Source organism: Streptomyces sp. NRRL F-4489 (assembly GCF_001509485.1).
Lineage (GTDB): Bacteria > Actinomycetota > Actinomycetes > Streptomycetales > Streptomycetaceae > Streptomyces.
In genome coordinates this window covers 1-17,628 of sequence record NZ_LLZI01000235.1, presented here as the reverse complement: position 1 = coordinate 17,628, position 17,628 = coordinate 1, and the positions used below count along the sequence as shown (strand labels likewise).

Annotated in this window: 13 protein-coding genes; 5 read left to right on the top strand and 8 right to left on the bottom strand. The window is 72.5% G+C overall.

Going from position 1 to position 17,628, the window contains the following annotated elements:
• Positions 1-10: 10 nt before the first annotated feature.
• Both typA and ADL22_RS21430 read right to left on the bottom strand, forming a co-directional pair.
• The gene (gene typA, locus ADL22_RS21435; RefSeq protein WP_066982067.1) at positions 11-1,927 is read right to left on the bottom strand and encodes a translational GTPase TypA; all 1,917 of its coding nucleotides are present in this window, start codon (positions 1,925-1,927) and stop codon (positions 11-13) included.
• Between the two features lie 186 nt (positions 1,928-2,113).
• Positions 2,114-4,471 carry an ABC transporter family substrate-binding protein gene (locus ADL22_RS21430; RefSeq protein ID WP_066982064.1) on the bottom strand — a complete coding sequence of 786 codons (2,358 nt, stop codon included), beginning with the start codon at positions 4,469-4,471 and terminating at the stop codon, positions 2,114-2,116.
• Between the two features lie 348 nt (positions 4,472-4,819).
• Here ADL22_RS21430 and ADL22_RS21425 point away from each other — a divergent pair, with 348 nt between their 5' ends.
• From ADL22_RS21425 to ADL22_RS21405, 5 genes are all read left to right on the top strand, one after another.
• On the top strand, positions 4,820-5,119 hold the full coding sequence (locus ADL22_RS21425) for a hypothetical protein (RefSeq protein ID WP_066982061.1): 300 nt from the start codon (positions 4,820-4,822) through the stop codon (positions 5,117-5,119).
• A 17-nt stretch (positions 5,120-5,136) separates the two neighbouring features.
• Complete coding sequence (locus ADL22_RS21420; protein WP_066982059.1) at positions 5,137-5,964, top strand: hypothetical protein; 828 nt, start codon at positions 5,137-5,139, stop codon at positions 5,962-5,964.
• A gap of 52 nt (positions 5,965-6,016) precedes the next feature.
• Positions 6,017-7,939 carry a fumarate reductase/succinate dehydrogenase flavoprotein subunit gene (locus tag ADL22_RS21415; protein ID WP_066982056.1) on the top strand — a complete coding sequence of 641 codons (1,923 nt, stop codon included), beginning with the start codon at positions 6,017-6,019 and terminating at the stop codon, positions 7,937-7,939.
• Positions 7,936-8,736, top strand: coding sequence for a succinate dehydrogenase/fumarate reductase iron-sulfur subunit (locus tag ADL22_RS21410; protein WP_066982053.1), 801 nt, complete (start codon positions 7,936-7,938; stop codon positions 8,734-8,736). Before ADL22_RS21415 ends, ADL22_RS21410 begins: the two co-directional genes overlap by 4 nt.
• 120 nt (positions 8,737-8,856) lie before the next feature.
• Positions 8,857-10,254, top strand: a complete 1,398-nt coding sequence (locus tag ADL22_RS21405; RefSeq protein ID WP_234430793.1) for an amidohydrolase family protein — start codon at positions 8,857-8,859, stop codon at positions 10,252-10,254.
• An 82-nt stretch (positions 10,255-10,336) separates the two neighbouring features.
• On the opposite strand, the gene ADL22_RS21400 is transcribed toward ADL22_RS21405, so the two are convergent.
• The 6 genes from ADL22_RS21400 to ADL22_RS21375 all read right to left on the bottom strand — a co-directional run bounded on the left by ADL22_RS21400 (position 10,337) and on the right by ADL22_RS21375 (position 17,473).
• Positions 10,337-13,006: a SpoIIE family protein phosphatase gene (locus ADL22_RS21400; RefSeq protein WP_420711585.1), complete on the bottom strand. Its 2,670-nt coding sequence runs from the start codon at positions 13,004-13,006 to the stop codon at positions 10,337-10,339.
• A 162-nt stretch (positions 13,007-13,168) separates the two neighbouring features.
• Positions 13,169-13,633 (bottom strand): ATP-binding protein, encoded by a 465-nt coding sequence (locus tag ADL22_RS21395; protein WP_066982049.1) that lies wholly within the window; start codon positions 13,631-13,633, stop codon positions 13,169-13,171.
• A 244-nt stretch (positions 13,634-13,877) separates the two neighbouring features.
• Positions 13,878-14,306 (bottom strand): (deoxy)nucleoside triphosphate pyrophosphohydrolase, encoded by a 429-nt coding sequence (locus ADL22_RS21390; RefSeq protein WP_066982047.1) that lies wholly within the window; start codon positions 14,304-14,306, stop codon positions 13,878-13,880.
• Between the two features lie 52 nt (positions 14,307-14,358).
• Positions 14,359-14,538 carry an SPOR domain-containing protein gene (locus ADL22_RS21385; RefSeq protein ID WP_066982044.1) on the bottom strand — a complete coding sequence of 60 codons (180 nt, stop codon included), beginning with the start codon at positions 14,536-14,538 and terminating at the stop codon, positions 14,359-14,361.
• A gap of 247 nt (positions 14,539-14,785) precedes the next feature.
• Entirely contained in the window at positions 14,786-16,465 is a 1,680-nt protein-coding gene (locus tag ADL22_RS21380) for an APC family permease (protein ID WP_066982042.1), read from the bottom strand.
• Between the two features lie 258 nt (positions 16,466-16,723).
• Positions 16,724-17,473, bottom strand: coding sequence for a GntR family transcriptional regulator (locus ADL22_RS21375; protein WP_066982039.1), 750 nt, complete (start codon positions 17,471-17,473; stop codon positions 16,724-16,726).
• Positions 17,474-17,628 lie beyond the last annotated feature (155 nt).

Below are 17,628 nucleotides of genomic sequence, written 5' to 3'. Positions count from 1 at the left end.
GGCGGCCGGCTCAGCCGTGCTTGGCGCGGGACGCGGCGCGGGCGCGCTCGCGCTGGTCGAGGTTGACCTTGCGGATGCGGACCGCCTCCGGGGTCACCTCCACGCACTCGTCGTCGCGGCAGAACTCCAGGGACTGCTCCAGGGAGAGCTTGCGCGGCGGCACGATCGACTCGGCCACATCGGCCGTGGACGACCGCATGTTGGTGAGCTTCTTCTCCTTGGTGATGTTCACGTCCATGTCGTCGGCGCGGGAGTTCTCGCCGACGATCATGCCCTCGTACACCTCGGTGCCGGGCTCGACGAAGAGCACCCCGCGCTCCTGGAGGTTGGTCATCGCGAAGGCGGTGACCGTACCGGACCGGTCGGCGACCAGCGAGCCGTTGTTGCGCGTGGTCAGCGTGCCGAACCAGGGCTCGTGGCCCTCGTGGATGGAGTGCGCGATACCGGTGCCGCGGGTCTGGGTCAGGAACTCCGTGCGGAAGCCGATCAGACCGCGGGAGGGGACGACGAACTCCATGCGCACCCAGCCGGAGCCGTGGTTGGACATGTTGTCCATCCGGCCCTTGCGGACGCCCATGAGCTGGGTGACCGCGCCCATGTGCTCCTCGGGCACGTCGATCGTCATCCGCTCGACCGGCTCGTAGGTCTTGCCGTCGACGTCCTTGGTGACGACCTGCGGCTTGCCGACGGTGAGCTCGTAGCCCTCCCGGCGCATGGTCTCGACCAGGATGGCCAGCGCCAGCTCGCCGCGGCCCTGGACCTCCCAGGCGTCCGGGCGCTCGGTCTCCAGCACGCGGAGCGAGACGTTGCCGATCAGCTCGCGGTCCAGGCGGTCCTTGACCTGGCGGGCGGTGACCTTGCGGTCCTTGACCGCGGCCTTGGCGTCCGCGCCCTTGCCGGTGCCGCCGCGGCCGACCAGCGGGGAGGTGTTGGTGCCGATGGTCATCGAGATGGCCGGCTCGTCGACCGTGATCAGCGGCAGCGCGACCGGGTTCTCCGGGTCGGCCAGGGTCTCGCCGATCATGATGTCGGGGATACCGGCGACCGCGCAGATGTCGCCCGGGCCGGCCTTCTCGGCGGGCTTGCGGGTGAGCGCCTCGGTCATCATCAGCTCGGAGATCCGGACGTTCTGCACCGAGCCGTCGCGCTTGATCCAGGCCACGGTCTGGCCCTTGCGCAGCTCGCCCTGCTCGACGCGGAGCAGCGCGATCCGGCCGAGGAAGTTGTCCGCGTCGAGGTTGGTGACGTGCGCCTGGAGCGGGGCCTCCTCGTCGTAGGAGGGGGCCGGGATGGTGTCCAGGATGGTGGAGAAGAACGGCTCCAGGCTGTCCGAGTCGGCGGGGACGGTGCCGTCCTCCGGCTTGGTCAGCGAGGCGATGCCGTCGCGGCCGCAGGCGTAGACGATCGGGAACTCGATCTGGTCCTCGTCGGCGTCGAGGTCCAGGAAGAGGTCGTAGGTCTCGTTGACGACCTCGTCGATCCGGGAGTCCGGGCGGTCGGTCTTGTTGATGCACAGGATGACCGGCATCCGGGCCTGGAGGGCCTTGCGCAGCACGAAGCGGGTCTGCGGCAGCGGACCCTCGGACGCGTCCACGAGGAGGACGACGCCGTCGACCATCGACAGACCGCGCTCGACCTCGCCGCCGAAGTCGGCGTGGCCGGGGGTGTCGATGATGTTGATCGTGATGGGCTCCCCGCCGTCCTTCGGGTGATACTTCACCGCGGTGTTCTTGGCGAGGATCGTGATGCCCTTCTCACGCTCCAGGTCGTTCGAGTCCATGACGCGGTCGTCGACGGAGTCGAGCTGGTGCGCGGCGAAGGCGCCGGCCTGCTTCAGCATGGCGTCGACGATGGTCGTCTTGCCGTGGTCGACGTGGGCGACGATGGCGACGTTGCGGATGTCGTGACGCTCGACGGTACGAGCCATAGTGCGGCGCTTCTCCCGGAATCGTGGATGGCATCGCGTACGGTCCGGTACGCGCGCCCTGCCGGGCTTGAGGACGCCACGGCCTCACCCCATGGTACGGGGCTGCGGCGGCAACGGCCGCCCCAGCCCGTACGCACCACTTCTGACCTGCTGTTTTGTCCCGGAGAAGAAGCTCTGGCAGGGCCCTTACCGGGTGTAGCCGATGTCCTGGAAGCGCGGGGTGGCGAAGCCGAACGCGCCGATGTTGGCGAGTGCCTTCCTCGTCGCCACCAGTTCCGGCCGCTGGTAGAGCGGAATCGATCCGGCGGCCGCCCAGATCCGGGCGTCGGCCTGCTCGACGAGGGTGTGCGCGGCGTCCCCGTCGAGTTCGGAGGCGGCCTGGTCGAAGAGCTGGTCGATGTGGTCGGTGCCGACCCGGGTGTAGTTCTGCTCGACGGTCAGCGAGCCGTCCGGGGCGGGCTGCGGCTTGGCGAAGATGGGCCGGGCGTCGGTCGCCGGGAAGGCGGTGCCGGGCCAGGAGTACAGCGCCAGGTCGTAGTCGCCGGAGGCGATGTGGTCCTGGAAGTAACTGGCGTCCGGGACGCGCTGGATGGCGGTCTGCACGCCGATCCTGTTCAGCATCGCGGCGATCCGCCCGCCCACCGCGCGCAGCTGCTCCGAGCCGGGCCCGTCGGGCAGGACGAAGCGCAGCGCCAGCGGCCGGCCGTCCTTCTTCATCACCGGCACCGCGGCGTGCGCCCGGCCCGCCGCCTCCGGCGAGGACCCGGCGTGCGCGGGGCGGGCGGCCGCGCCGTGACCGGTGCGGAAGGCGGCCGCGTGGCCCGCGGCGGCGCCCGGCAGGTGCGGTGCCTGCCCGGTCTCGATCCGCTCGGCGGCGCCCAGCGCCTGCGCGGCCCGCTGGGTGAAGCGGCGGTAGCGGGCGTACGCCGGGGAGCCGGTGTCGCCCTCGGCCGCGGCCTTCTCGGCGGCGGCGCCGGCCTTGTAGAACGCCGCGCTCTGCCGCAGCAGCGCGGCCTGCTGGACCTCGGAGCCGACCGCGCCGGCAAAGGAGAGCGGGGCCTCGGCGGCGGCCGGGCGGGTGCCGTCGCGGTCGGAGCGGGCCCGGGCGGGCCGGTGGCCGTTGCGGCCGTCGCTGACCGCGTCGCCGGGCTGGTCGGCGGAGGAGCCCTCGCCCGGCTCGTCGGCGCCGGGGCCGCCGTCCTCCGGGCCGTCGTCGCCCGTGCGGTCCGGGGTCATCGCGCGGCCGGCGCCGGCCTGCTCCCCGGCCTGCTCCGGCGCGGCCGGGGCGGCCGGCTTCCAGCCGGCGTCGGCGAGCAGTTTGCGGGCCGCGCCGGCGTCCGCGTCGCCGAGCGCGTCGCTGTGGTCCTCGTAGCCGTGCTGCCCGGCCATCAGCAGGTGGTTGCCGAGCGGCCGGGCGGGCAGGTCGAGGGGTTTGAGGACGGAGTCGGCGAGCGCCTGGCGGTCGATGGCGCGGGCCACCGCGCGGCGCACCCGCTGGTCGGCGAGCGGTCCGGCGCTGCCGTTGAGCGCGAGCTGGGTGTAGGCGGGCTCCAGGGCCTTGCGGATGGTGTAGCCGCGCAGCGCGGAGTGCGGGGCGGCGGCGGGCCCGGCGGCCTTGGCGTCGGCGCCCTGGGCGCTCTTGGCGGCGGCGGGCGCGGCGGCCCGGTCGACCCGTTCGGCGGCCGGCCGGTCCACCGCGGCGACGTCGACGGTCCCGGCGGCCAGCGCCGCGGCCCGCTTGCCGCGCGGCAGGGCGGTCAGCACCAGCCGGTCGAGCTTGGCGCGGTCGCCCCACCAGGCGGGGTTGCGGACGAGGGTGACGGTGCCGCGGTCGGCGTCCCGCGCGCGGACGAGGAACGGGCCGGCGCCGACCGGCAGCTTCTCCCGCGCCCCGTCGTTGAAGGCGTCCGCGTCGCCCATCACGGACTTGGGGTAGAGCGGGGTGAAGAGCGACTGCCAGTCGGCGTACGGCCGGGCGAAGGTGACCTTGACCTCGTGCGGTTTGGCGCCCGGTTCGACCTTGGCGATCCGGTCGTACCCGGCGTTGCGGGCGGTCCAGTAGGCGCTGTCCTTGCCGCGCAGCGCGTTCCACTGGGCGGCGAAGTCGGCGGCGCCGATCGGCCGGCCGTCGCTCCAGCGGGCCTTGGGGTTGAGGCGGTAGGTGACGACCTGCCGGGGCTCGCGGGCGCTGACGGCGGCGTCGGCGAGGTAGTCGGCGTTGCGCTGCGGCCGGCCCTCGGCGTCGAGGGTGAACAGGCTCGGCAGCACCGCCCCGGTGACCCGGGTGGTGCCGGCGTCGGCGTCGCTCTGGAAGGCGTTGAAGGTGCTGGGCAGCGTGTCCAGCGCCCAGCGGACCGTGCCGCCGTTCTTCAGCGCGCCGCGCGGCGCCGGCGCGATGTCCTGCGACCGGGCGACGGAGGGTGCGGTGTCGCCCTGGCCGCAGCCGGCCAGTGCGGGCAGCGGGAGCAGCACCCCTGCCGCGACGATCGCGGCACAGCGGCGCCGCCGGCTCACCGCGCCGCCTGGGCTGACGTGGTCGGTCATGACAGTTACCTCCGGGCTCGCCCGCGCCGCACCGAGCCGCAGCAACACGTCCGGCCGACTTTGCGGCTCATCACATCTTTGGCATCCCTACTGAAGGTGACCGTCCGCTTCCCCGCCTCCCGACACGGCGGCGGCGCGCCCGACACCACCCGCCCGGACCATCCCCGCTGCTCCGGTCGGCGGACGCACAGGGTCACGACAGGGGCGTACGGGCCGCCGCGCACGCCCCCGGGGACGCACCGGATCGCGTCGTACTCGCGCCTGCCCCCTTCCCAAGCCCTACTGTGACGCGCGACACTCTCGGGCGCATGAGATCGCCCACCACCCGTCACGAAGTGAGGGCACCCGATGTCCGTACAGGACGACTTGACGGCGGTTGAACGCAGCCTGGACGCCCTGGTCCAGGCGGTCGGCACGCTCCAGAAGCGGATCGGCGAAGGGCTGGAGGTCCGCCGCATCCGCAGCGACACGGACCATCTGCGGGAGGGGCTGGCGCTGCTGAGGCAGAGCCTGGCCGCCGCCCCGCCGGGCCGCCCGGGCGCGGCCGAGGACGAGATGGTCCCGATCCCCGACACCCCCTACAACTCCGCGCTGTGGACCGACGCCGAGGACGAGGGCCTGGGCGGCAAAGACCGGCACGCCCCCTGACGGACGGAGACGAGACGTTGGCCACCGGCATCGACCCCGCACCGCAATCGGGCCCGACCGGCGTGCGCGATGCCTCGCGCGCCGCCATCCCCGCCCGCCATCTGCGCACCGACCGCTGGTGGCTGGCACCGGCCGGCACCGCCGCCGGGCTCCTGGCGTTCGTCGTCTACTCCACCTGGCGGGCGTTCGCGAACGCCGACTACTACCACGCCCCCTACGTCTCGCCGTTCTACTCGCCGTGTCTGGCGGAGAACTGCCGCACCATGCGGGGCGGCCCCAACTGGGAGATCTTCGGCAGCTGGTGGGGCCTGTCCCCCGCGCTGCTGATCCTGATCTTCCCGCTGGGCTTCCGGCTGACCTGCTACTACTACCGCAAGGCGTACTACCGCGGCTTCTGGGCCTCCCCGCCGGCCTGCGCGGTCGCCGAACCGCACCGGAAGTACACCGGCGAGACCCGCTTCCCGCTGATCCTCCAGAACATCCACCGCTACTTCTTCTACTTCGCGGTGGTGGTCGCCGGGGTGCTGACGTACGACACCGCGCTGACCTTCCGCGACGACCACTACCGCTGGGGCCATATGGGCCTGGGCTCGCTGGTCTTCCTCGCCAACATCGTGCTGATCTGGGCGTACACCCTCTCCTGCCACTCCTGCCGGCATATCGTCGGCGGCCGGCTGCGGCACTTCTCCAAGCACCCGGTGCGGTACCGGCTGTGGGGCTGGGTCAGCAAGCTCAACGCCCGCCACATGCTGCTCGCCTGGTCCTCGCTGATCAGCGTGGCGGTGGCGGACTTCTACGTCTTCCTGCTGGCCAGCGGGGCGTTCGAGGACCCGCGCTTCTTCTGACCCGCCAATCCGCAAGGGAACAAAGGGACTTACGAGGGAAGGTGTGCCGCTGATGGCGCATGTGGACCGGCAGACCTGGGACGTGGTCGTGGTGGGCGCGGGCGGCGCCGGGCTGCGCGCCGCCATCGAGGCCCGCGAGGCGGGCATGCGGACGGCGGTGATCTGCAAGTCCCTGTTCGGCAAGGCCCATACGGTGATGGCCGAGGGCGGGATCGCGGCCAGTATGGGCAACGCCAACGAGCACGACACCTGGCAGGTCCACTTCCGGGACACCATGCGCGGCGGGAAGTTCCTCAACCACTGGCGGATGGCCGAACTGCACGCCCGGGAGGCCCCGGACCGGGTCTGGGAGCTGGAGACCTGGGGCGCGCTCTTCGACCGCACCCCGGACGGCCGGATCTCCCAGCGGAACTTCGGCGGCCACGAGTACCCGCGGCTGGCGCACGTCGGCGACCGCACCGGCCTGGAGCTGATCCGCACCCTCCAGCAGCGGATCGTCGCGCTCCAGCAGGAGGACCAGCGGGTCTCCGGCTCGTACGAGGAGGGGCTGAAGGTCTTCCAGGAGTGCACGGTCACCCGCGTGCTGAAGACCGACGGGAAGGTCTCCGGGGTCTTCTGCTACGACCGGGAGTCCGGCCGCTTCTTCGTGCTGGAGGCGCCGGCCGTGGTGCTGGCCACCGGCGGGATCGGCAAGTCGTTCAAGGTGACCTCCAACTCCTGGGAGTACACCGGCGACGGGCACGCGCTGGCGCTGCTGGCCGGCGCGCCGCTGATCAACATGGAGTTCGTGCAGTTCCACCCGACCGGTATGGTCTGGCCGCCGTCCGTCAAGGGCATCCTCGTCACCGAGTCGGTGCGCGGCGACGGCGGGGTGCTGCGCAACAGCGACGGCAAGCGGTTCATGTTCGACTACATCCCGGACGTCTTCAAGGAGAAGTACGCCGAGACCGAGGCCGAGGGCGACCGCTGGTACGACGACCCCGACCGCAACCGCCGCCCGCCCGAGCTGCTGCCCCGCGACGAGGTGGCCCGGGCCATCAACGCCGAGGTCAAGGCGGGCCGCGGCTCCCCGCACGGCGGCGTCTTCCTGGACGTCTCGACCCGGATGCCGGCCGAGGTCATCCAGCGCCGGCTGCCGTCCATGTACCACCAGTTCAAGGAGCTGGCGGACGTGGACATCACCGCCGAGCCGATGGAGGTCGGCCCGACCTGCCACTACGTCATGGGCGGGGTGGAGGTGGACCCGGACACCGCGGCGGCCACCGGTGTGCCCGGGCTGTTCGCGGCCGGCGAGGTGGCCGGCGGGATGCACGGCTCCAACCGCCTGGGCGGCAACTCCCTCTCCGACCTGCTGGTCTTCGGCCGCCGCGCGGGGCTGTACGCGGCCGAGTACGTCACCGGGCTGCGCGCCCGGCCGCCCGCCGAGCCGCACGACATCGACGCGGCCGAGGCGGAGGCGCTGCGCCCGTTCAGCGCCGAGGAGGCCGGCGGCCCGGCCGAGAACCCGTACACCCTGCACCAGGAGCTCCAGCAGGCGATGAACGACCTGGTCGGCATCATCCGCCGGGAGGGCGAGATGAGCCAGGCGCTGGAGCGGCTGGCGGCGCTGCGGGCGCGCGCCGAGCGGGCCGGCGTGGAGGGCCACCGGCAGTACAACCCGGGCTGGCACCTGGCGCTGGACCTGCGGAACATGCTGCTGGTCAGCGAGTGCGTGGCGCGGGCGGCGCTGACCCGCACGGAGAGCCGGGGCGGGCACACCCGGGACGACTATCCGGAGATGGACCGGCGCTGGCGCAACGTCAATCTGGTCTGCGCGCTCGCGGACGGGCCGGGCGGCGACGGCGACCCGGGCCCGGCGCCGGGCCGGATCCGGCTCACCCGCCGGGAGACCCCGCCGATCCGCCGCGATCTCCTCGAACTCTTCGAGAAGGACGAGCTGGTGAAGTATCTGACGGACGAGGAGCTGAGCCGGTGAGCGAGCGGCAGGCGGAGCAGCGGCCCGACGGGTCCTACCAGGCGCGCTTCCGGATCTGGCGGGGCGACGCGGACGGCGGCGGGCTGCGGGACTTCGAGGTGGAGGTCAACGAGGGCGAGGTGGTGCTGGACATCGTCCACCGCCTCCAGGCGACCCAGGCCCCCGACCTCGCGGTGCGCTGGAACTGCAAGGCGGGCAAATGCGGTTCGTGCAGCGCGGAGATCAACGGGCGGCCGCGGCTGATGTGCATGACCCGGATGTCGGTCTTCTCCCGTACGGAGACCGTCACCCTGACCCCGATGCGGACGTTCCCGGTCGTGCGCGACCTGGTCACCGATGTGTCGTTCAACTACACCAAGGCGCGGGAGATCCCGGCGTTCGTACCGCCGGCGGACCTGGGGCCGGGCGAGTACCGGATGCGGCAGGAGGACGTGAACCGCTCGCAGGAGTTCCGCAAGTGCATCGAGTGCTTCCTGTGCCAGGACACCTGCCACGTGGTCCGCGACCACGAGGAGAACAAGACCGCCTTCGCCGGCCCGCGTTTCCTGATGCGGATCGCCGAACTGGACATGCACCCGCTGGACGCCGCGCCGGCCCTCGGCCTGGACCGCAAGCGCGCCGCCCAGGATGACCACGGGCTCGGCTACTGCAACATCACCAAGTGCTGCACCGAGGTCTGCCCCGAGCAGATCAAGATCACCGACAACGCCCTGATCCCGCTGAAGGAGCGGGCCGCGGACCGGAAATACGACCCTCTGGTCTGGCTCGGGAACAAGATCCGGCGTCGGACGGAATAACCCGCCGTATCGCCAAGTACCCGCTCATGCCGCCTTTCTGACGTAGCATCAGATGGCCGGAAACCGCCTTACGACGTAATCGAACACGCGCGGTATAAGAGCGGAATGAATCTTCCAAAATTGAACCGCCGACGCGTGCTGGCCGGTCTGGGCACCGTGCCGCTGGCCGCCGCGGCCGGCTTCCCCGCCGTCGCCCAGGACCGCCCGGCCCGCGCCGCCGAGGCCCCCGGCCCCCGCCGCACCACCCTGCTGCGCGGCGCCGACCTGGTGCTGACCATGGACCCCAAGCTGGGCACCGGCCCCCTGGGGCAGCTGGAGAACGGCGTCGACATCCTGCTCCGGGACGGCACCGTCGCCGCCGTGGGCCGCGGCCTGACCGCCCCGTCCGGCGCCCGCGTCCTGGACACCCGCGGCAAGATCGTGCTGCCCGGCTTCGTCGATCTGCACAACCACCTGTGGCAGTCCAGCATCCGCGGCGGCTGCTCCGGCGACGACCTCTACGGCTGGCTGAGCGGCTGCAACCGCGCCACGCTCCCCAAGATCGGCCCCCAGGACATGTACCGCTTCGTCCACCTGGCCGCCCTCGACGCCCTCCAGGCCGGCGTCACCACCGTCGTCGACTGGGTCCACCCGATCCCGTACGACACCAGCGCGCGCTACATCCAGGCGCTGGACGACGCCGGTCTGCGCTTCGTCTACGCCTCGACCCAGAGCGCCGCCGACGCCCACCTCATCCCCAAGATCAAGAAGGACTTCCTGGACCCGCTGCCGCTGGCCTCCGTCCAGGTCTCGGCGCACGCCGGGATGGACCAGCTCAAGGAGTTGCGGGCGCTGAACGAGGTCGCCCGCGACCTGAAGGTGATGCTCAACTCGCACGTCCTGGAGAACAAGGGCGACCGCGCGGACGACCAGATCCGCTCGCTGCGCGAGATCGGCGCGTTCGGCCCGGGCCTGCTGATGAACCACGCGATCCACCTCACCGACGAGGAGATCGCGCTCACCGGCGAGCACGACGTGCGGATCGCGCACTGCCCGCTGAGCAATATGCGGCTGGCGTCCGGTATCTGCCCGCTGCCCGCCTACCACCGGCACGGTGTCAAGGCCGGGCTCGGCCACGACGGCGGCACCAACGACACCTCGGACATGTTCAACGTCATGAAGGCGGCGGTCGGCCTCCAGCGCGCCCTCCACCAGGACGCCGAGATCCACCCGACCCTCCCGGCCGTGCTGCGGATGGCCACCCTCGGCGGCGCGGAGGCCATCGGGATGGCCGACCGGGTCGGCTCCCTGACCCCGGGCAAGCGCGCCGATGTCGTGGTCCTGGACCCCGGCACGCTCAACTTCGCCCCGCGCTTCGACTGGACCAGCCAGATCGTCCTCAACGGCCAGCCGCCGAACGTCAGCGAGGTCTTCGTCGACGGCCACCTCCGCAAGGCGGACGGCGAGCTGCTGCACGTCGACACCGCACGCGTCGTCCGCGAGGCGGAACTGGCCGCCACGCACGTCCGCGGCGCCTGACCCACCCGCAGCCCGGGTCCGTCCACCCGGGTCCCCAGGGGCGCCCGTACGCCCGTACCGCCCGTACGCCCGTACCGCGGCCTCAGAACAGGCTCAGCAGTGCCTCCGCCGGATCCGCCGGCGCCGCGTCGCCGTCCGGCAGCGCGAGTTCGAACCACACGGTCTTGCCGCGCGGGGTGCGCCGGCTCCCCCAGCGCTCACTGAGCAGCCCGACGAGCTGAAGACCGCGGCCCCCCTCGTCGGTATCGCGGGCCCGCCGCCGCCGCGGCTGGGCGAGATCCGCGTCCCACACCTCGCACACCAGCGTCCGGTCCAGCAGCAGCCGCAGCCTGATCTCCCCGTGCCCGTGCCGCAGCGCGTTCGTCACCAACTCGCTGACCAGCAGCTCCGTGGTGTCCACCAGCGCCTGAAGACCCCAGTCGGTCAGCTGGTCGCGGGCCAGCTCCCGGGCCCGGGCCACCGACCGCGGCTCCGGCGCCAGGCTCCAGTCGCCCACCGCCTCCTTGGGCAGCCCGTGCACCCGGGCCATCAGCAGCGCGATGTCGTCCTCGCCGTGCGAGGTGTTCAGCTCGCTCAGCACGTGGTCGCAGACGTCCTCCAGCGGCCGCCCGGCGTCCGAGAGCGCCCGGCGGAACGCCTGCAGCCCCGCGTCCAGCGGCTGGTGCCGGGACTCCACCAGGCCGTCGGTGTACAGCGCGAGCAGCGCGCCGTCCGGCACCTCGACCTCGATCTCCTCGAACGGCTCCCCGCCCACGCCCAGCGGCATCCCCGGCGGCACGTCCAGCAGCAGCGCCTCCTCGCCCTCCTCGACCAGCACCGGCGGCAGATGCCCGGCGTTGGCGAAGGTGCAGATCCGGGTGATCGGGTCGTAGACCGCGTAGACGCAGGTGGCGAGGTAGACCTCGGAGAGGTCGGCGGTACGCGCCGAGCGGGCCGGGACCGCGCCGCCGGACGCCGCGCCCGACCGGCTGCGGGCGGTGCGCGCCATGGCGCCGCGGTCGCCGCTGCCGCCCAGCCCCCGGGCGATCTCGTCCAGCGCCCCCAGCACCTCGGCCGGCTCCAGGTCCAGCAGCGCCAACGTCCGTACGGCGGTGCGGAGTTCGCCCATCGCGACCGCGGCGCGCAGGCCCCGGCCCATCACGTCGCCGACGACCAGGGCGGTGCGGTGGCCGGGGAGTTCGATGACGTCGAACCAGTCGCCGCCGACCTCGGTGGCGGTGGTGCCGGGCAGATAGCGGCAGGCGATGTCGAGGCCGGCCGCCTCGGGGTCGCCGGGCGGCAGCAGGCTGCGCTGCAATATCAGCGCCCGCTCGTGCTCGCGGCGGTACAGCCGGGCGTTGTCGATGCAGACCGCGGCGCGCGCGGCCAGCTCCACCGCCAGCGCGGTGTCCCGTTCGCCGAACGGCTCGCTGCCCTTCGTCCGGGAGAACCGCACCAGGCCGACGACGGTGTCCCGGGCGACCATCGGGACGGCGAGGGTGGAGTGCACCACCGCGCCCAGCTCCGGCGCCTCGTCGCTGTCCCGGCCCGGGATGATCTGCGCCTGCGCCGTCCGCAGGGCCGCCGCGCACGGGGAGTTGAACGGATAGCGGTGCACGGCGCCGACCTCGACCGGGGCGTCGTAGGGGGTGCCGGCGGCCAGCGGGGCGTCGGAGACCGCGCTGGCGAAGGCGACCCGGCGCAGCTCCGCGCTGCCGTCGCTCATCCCCGGCCGCTCCTCGTCACCGGCCAGCAGCCCCTGGTAGAGGTCGACCGACGCCAGATCGCAGAACTGCGGGACGGCGACGTCGAGCAGGGTGCGGGCGGTGGTCTCCAGATCCAGGGAGTTGCCTATCCGGGCGCCGGCCTCGTTGAGCAGCGCGAGGTTGCGGCGGGCGTTGGCGGCCTCCCGTTCGGCGCGGCGGCGGCCGGTGACGTCGGAGGCGAGCGCGGCGACGCCGATCGGGCGGCCGCTGGCGCCGTGCAGGCGGTAGAGCGAGACCGACCAGCGGCGGCGGTCCTCCTCGCCGGGGACGCTGCCCACCAGCTGCATCTCGCTGACCGGTTCGCCGGTCTCCAGCACCCGGCGCAGCGCGGCGGTCATCCGCTCGGCCTCGGGGCGGGGCAGGAAGTCGTACGGGGTGCCGCCGCGGTACTTGGCGGCGGGTCCGCCGAAGACGGTGGCGAAGCGCTCGTTGACCCGGAGCAGCTTCAGGTCCGTGCCGAACAGGGTGAAGCCCATGGGGGATTGACCGAAAACGGCCTGCGCGGCGGCGAGGTCGGTCTCGATACCGCGCAGCGCCCGGACGTCGACCACCAGGCAGACCGCGCCGCGTTCACCGTGCTCGTTCTCGGCGGGCATCACATAGATCTCCGCCAGGCCCTCGGGCGCGCGACCGGGCTCCCGGGAGTACGGGACCAGGCCCGTCCACTCGCGGCCGTCCAGGATCTCGGCGACCTTGCGCCGCCCGGTCTCCTGGAACTGGCCGGGTACGAAGGCCGCGACGGGGTCCTTGCCGAGCGCGTGGCGGGCCGGGATGCCGAGCATCCGGGCGGCCCGCTCGCTCCACTGGTCGATGTGCCCGTCGGGGCCGAGCGAGAAGGAGGCGACCTTGATGTAGTCGTAGATCGAGCCGGGCCGGCTGCTCTGCCACACGGCGGGGCCGGGCGGCTCGGGCGCAGGGCGGTGACCGCCGGGTCCCTGCGGACCGTCCGCGCCGTCCCGGCCGTCATGCTGCGCGGGTACCACCCCGCCGGATGACTTCTCGCTCACGAGCCCCGTCCCCTCCAGCTCATCGTGCCCGGACCGGACCTGCCGAGTATTCCAGCACCTCGGCTATCCGGAACACGGTCTTCACGATCACAGCACAGTCTCGATCGCAGGCCATCTACAAAATGTCGATGAAATGGCAACGATCAGGACTCCTCCTGACTCCTAACCAGCCACCGACAGCTCGAACCACACTGTCTTGCCGCTCTTTCCCTGCCGGGTGCCCCACCGCCGGGAGCTGTGCGCGACCAGCTGGAGGCCGCGTCCTCCCTCGTCATCGGGGGCGGCGGTACGGGTCCGCGGCGGATCGGGCAGCGGATCGGAGACCTCGACGAGGAGCGCGCCGGCGCCCAGCAGCACCATGCGGACGCCGATGGGGCCGCGGGTGTACCGCAGGGAGTTGGTGACCAGCTCGCTGACCAGCAGCACCGCGACGTCGGCGGCGCCGTTCAGGCCCCAGTCGTCGAGCACCTGACGGACCATGGTGCGGGCGGTGCGGACCGCGCCGGGGTCGGCGGGGAAGCTCCATTCGGCGCACGGCGCCCCGCCGGCGGCCCGGCCGCGCTTGCGGACATCGGTGGGGCCGGAGTCCGGGACCTCTGCCGCTGCGCTGTCGCTCACGCCGATCACTTCCCAGGCCGAGGGGTCCCCCGTCGAACCCGGCCCCCGCCGAAAGGGGCCAATCAGGACATACCCGATATCGAGCCCCAGGTACCGCCTTGAACCGTGCACTGTGGCACAAATGGCGCATCTCGCGGCGGGCCGCCGGTGCGGTGGGCACCGCGCGCGAGCGGGCGGACGACCGGCCGGGACGACGGCGGGGAACGCGACCCGCGCCCACCGGGGGCGCGCACCCGGCGGCGCCCCCGTGGAGCTACAGGCGCGCGCCCGGAATACCCACCGCGGGCCGCCCGCCCAGCCGGCGCATCACCTCGGCGACGGCCGGGCGGTCCTGGTCGAGCCAGTCCACCTCGCGCTCCTCACCGGGCCGCAGCCAGCGCAGTTCGTCATGGTCCTGGAGCGGCTCCGGCCGCCCGCCGACCAGCCGCGCGGTCCACACCTGGAGGACGTAGCCGGGGCGCAGCACCCACTCGCCGGGGATCCGCTCCACCGGCTCGGCCTCGACGCCCAGCTCCTCGCGCAGCTCGCGCACCAGCGCCTGCTCCGGCGTCTCGCCGTCCTCCACCTTGCCGCCGGGCAGCTCCCAGCGGCCGGCCAGCGCGGGCGGCGCGCTGCGCCGGGCGGCCAGCAGCCGCCCCCGCTCGCACACCGCACCGCCCACCACTACGCGCACCGTCGTCATGCGCGGCAGCCTACGTCCCCCGCCTCATGCGCGCTTCCCCGCCCCGCTCCGCTCACGGCACGCCGTGGCCGACCCGCTCGACCACGTAAAGCCGCTGATTGCCGCGGGTACCGAGGCGGTCGGCGACCCGCTCCGCCTCCGCCCGGGTGGCATAGCGGCCGACCCGATAGCGGTTGCCGCCTTCGTCCTGGCGGATGACGAGCCAGGGCAGCGCGCTCCCGGTGTCGGTCATGGCGCCCCTCCGTCCGCCGTGCGGCGCGCCCGCGCGCGCCCCTCCTGTGCTGATGCCGAAATCGCAATCCGCATATGCCCGAGCCTACGCCCGACCTTCACGCACCGGATATGGAATGGCACAAAGAGAGACCGAACCGGCCACCCGCGGGCCCCTGGGAACCCCAGGTGCGGCCCGCGAGCGGCCGGTGGAAGCCCGGGCAGGCCGGGCGGGTGTCACGAGAAGGAGAGCTGCCGCGGAGGGCCGCTCAGGCGCCGGTACGGGCCTCGTCGCCCTTGGTCTCGCCGGCCGCCTCCGCCGCGGCCAGCTCGGCCTCGACGGCCACCAGCGAGGGGTTGCGCCAGGCGCTGCGCACGCCCCAGAAGTAGAAGGCCAGCGCGATCACCGCGACCACCGCGAGGTCGAGGCCCGGCGGCAGGTAGCCCTTGCCGCCGAACTCCTTGCCGCCCAGGTAGGACACGGCCGCCATGACCAGCAGGTAGATGACCATCCAGGCGCCGGCCTTCAGGTGCGGCATCAGGTCGCGCAGCGGCTTGCGGCCCTGCTTCCACGGCCGGACGATCTCGTACCACGCCCAGACCGGCAGGCCGACCGCCATGATGAAGATGACCTTGCCGGTGAGCGGCCACTTGCCCCAGTACAGGACCAGCGACCCGAAGATCATCGCGACCGGTGCGATGACCGGCATCGCGCGCAGCTGCACCGGCCGCTTCATGTGCGGCGAGAGCCGCCGCAGGCCCATCACGGCGACCGGCCCGGTGATGTACGAGATGACCGTGGCGACCGAGACCACCTCGGCCAGCGAGCCCCAGCCGCGGAAGACCGCCAGGAACAGGAACGCCACGCCGAGGTTGAGCACCAGCGCCGGGCGCGGGATGCCGGTCTTGGCGTCCACCTTGCCGAAGATCCCCGGCAGGTGGCCGTTCTCCTGCACGCCCTGGATCATGCGCGAGGTGGTGGCCGCGTAGATCATGCCCGTACCGGACGGCGAGACGAACGCGTCGGCGTACAGCAGCAGCGCCAGCCAGTTCAGGCCCCAGGCCAGGCCCAGCTCGGCGAGCGGGGAGTGGTAGCTCAGCCCACCCCAGCCCTTGCTCAGGTCCCCGGCCGGCACCGCGAAGAGGAACGCGACCTGGAGCGCGAGGTAGATCACCAGCGCGATGACGATGGAGAAGGCGACGGCCTTGGGCAGCGAGCGGCCCGGGTTGCGCGCCTCGCCGGCGAGGTTGAGCGGCGACTGGAAGCCGTTGTACGCCCAGACGATGCCGGAGAGCGCCACACAGCTGAAGACCGCGCTCCAGCCGTTGGGGGCGAAGCCGCCGGCCCGCTCGATGTTGTGGGTGTCGAAGTGCGCGAGGATCAGCGCGCCCGCGGTGAGGATCGGCACCACGACCTTGAAGACCGTGATCGCGGTATTGGTCTTGGCGAAGAGCGAGACCGCGAACCAGTTCATGAAGAAGTAGAAGACCAGCAGGACGCTGGCCACCGCGACGCCGGAGCCGGTGAGCTCCTTGCCGTCGAAGAGCGCCTTGGCCCAGCCGAAGTCCCACGAGCTCATGTACTGGACGGAGGCGGTCGCCTCACCGGGGATCACCGAGACGATCGCGATCCAGTTCGCCCAGGCCGCGAGGTATCCCGCGAGCGAACCGTGCGAATACTGCCCGTAGCGGACCATCCCGCCCGCCTTCGGGAACATCGAGCCCAGCTCGGTGTACGTGAGGGCGATGGTGAGCGCGACGACCGCGCCGATGACCCAGGCGAGGATCGCGGCCGGACCGGCGATGGCCGCGGCCCGTTCGGCCCCGAACAGCCAGCCGGAACCGATGATGGACCCGAGACCAGTGGCGGTCAGGGCGATGGTCCCGAGGGACCGGCGGTAGTTCGAGTGCGAGCCCTGCTCCGCACTCGTTGGCTTCGTCGTGCTCACGCGTGCTGGTCTCCTGGTCTTCCCCCGTGCCGTGCACAAACTTCGCCATCGTATGAGCGAATCCGAAGATCCGGTTCCCACACCAGGCAAAAAATCCCGCCCAGTTGAGCCTCTGTGAGGTTTCCAACACCGATATCCGGACGACACACCCACCCAATACCGGGCAATCCAGACACCAAACTCGACCGAAATTCATGGTCACCGAACCGGCGTGTGGGGTGCGGATACCGCAGGGGCGGCGGGGGTTGGGGTGGGCCGCTACTTCACAGGGAGGTGGTACGCCACCCGGTGCCGGGCCGCCAACGCCACCACATCGGCCGTCTCCACCGGCCGCCCGCCCGCGAAGTACGTCCGCGAGATCACCAGCACCGCGTGCCCCGGCACCCCGCCCAGCGCCAGCGCCTCCTCGGCCAGTCCGGGCCGGGCGCCGACCTCCTCCACGACGTTGTCCACCACCACGTCGATGGCCGCCATCCGCTCGACCACCCCGCGGCCGGCCAGCGGGCCCTCCTCCGGCAGCATCACCGGCGTCCGCCCGGTGATCTCCAGCGGCTCCCAGGAGGTGGAGAGCATCGACGGCTCCCCCTCCGCCCGGAACACGTACCGCGTCCGCATCACCCGCGCCCCCACCGGGATCCGCAGCCGCGCGGCCACCGCCGAACCGGCCGCCTCCTGCTCGCTGCTGGACTCCCAGGTGCCCCGCACCCGCTCGTCCGACTGCTCCTGCCGGAACGGCGTGCAGCCCCGGCTGTGGAAGCCGCCGCGGGCGATCCGGCGCGGCACCGGCTGCTCCCGCACATACGTCCCCGACCCGGACCGCCCCTCCACCAGCCCCTCGGCCATCAGGACCTTCCGCGCCTCCAGCGCGACGGTGTCCGAGACGCCGTACTCCTCCCGGATCCGCGCCTGGGAAGGAAGCCGGGTGTGCGGGGCCAGCACCCCGTCCACAATCTTCTGACGCAGGTCACCGGCGACGCGGAGGTACGCGGGCTGCTCACCGAAAGGCACGTGCCCTCCCAACAGCTTGACAGTCCGCAACAGCCTGACAACTCACTGTGGCCTCACACAACCCCGGGCCAAACCTTCACGCGGCGCGATAGCCCCAGGTCACCCAGGGCCCGCTGCCCTTCCCCACCATCCCGCTCCCCTGCCCCCTCCCCCGC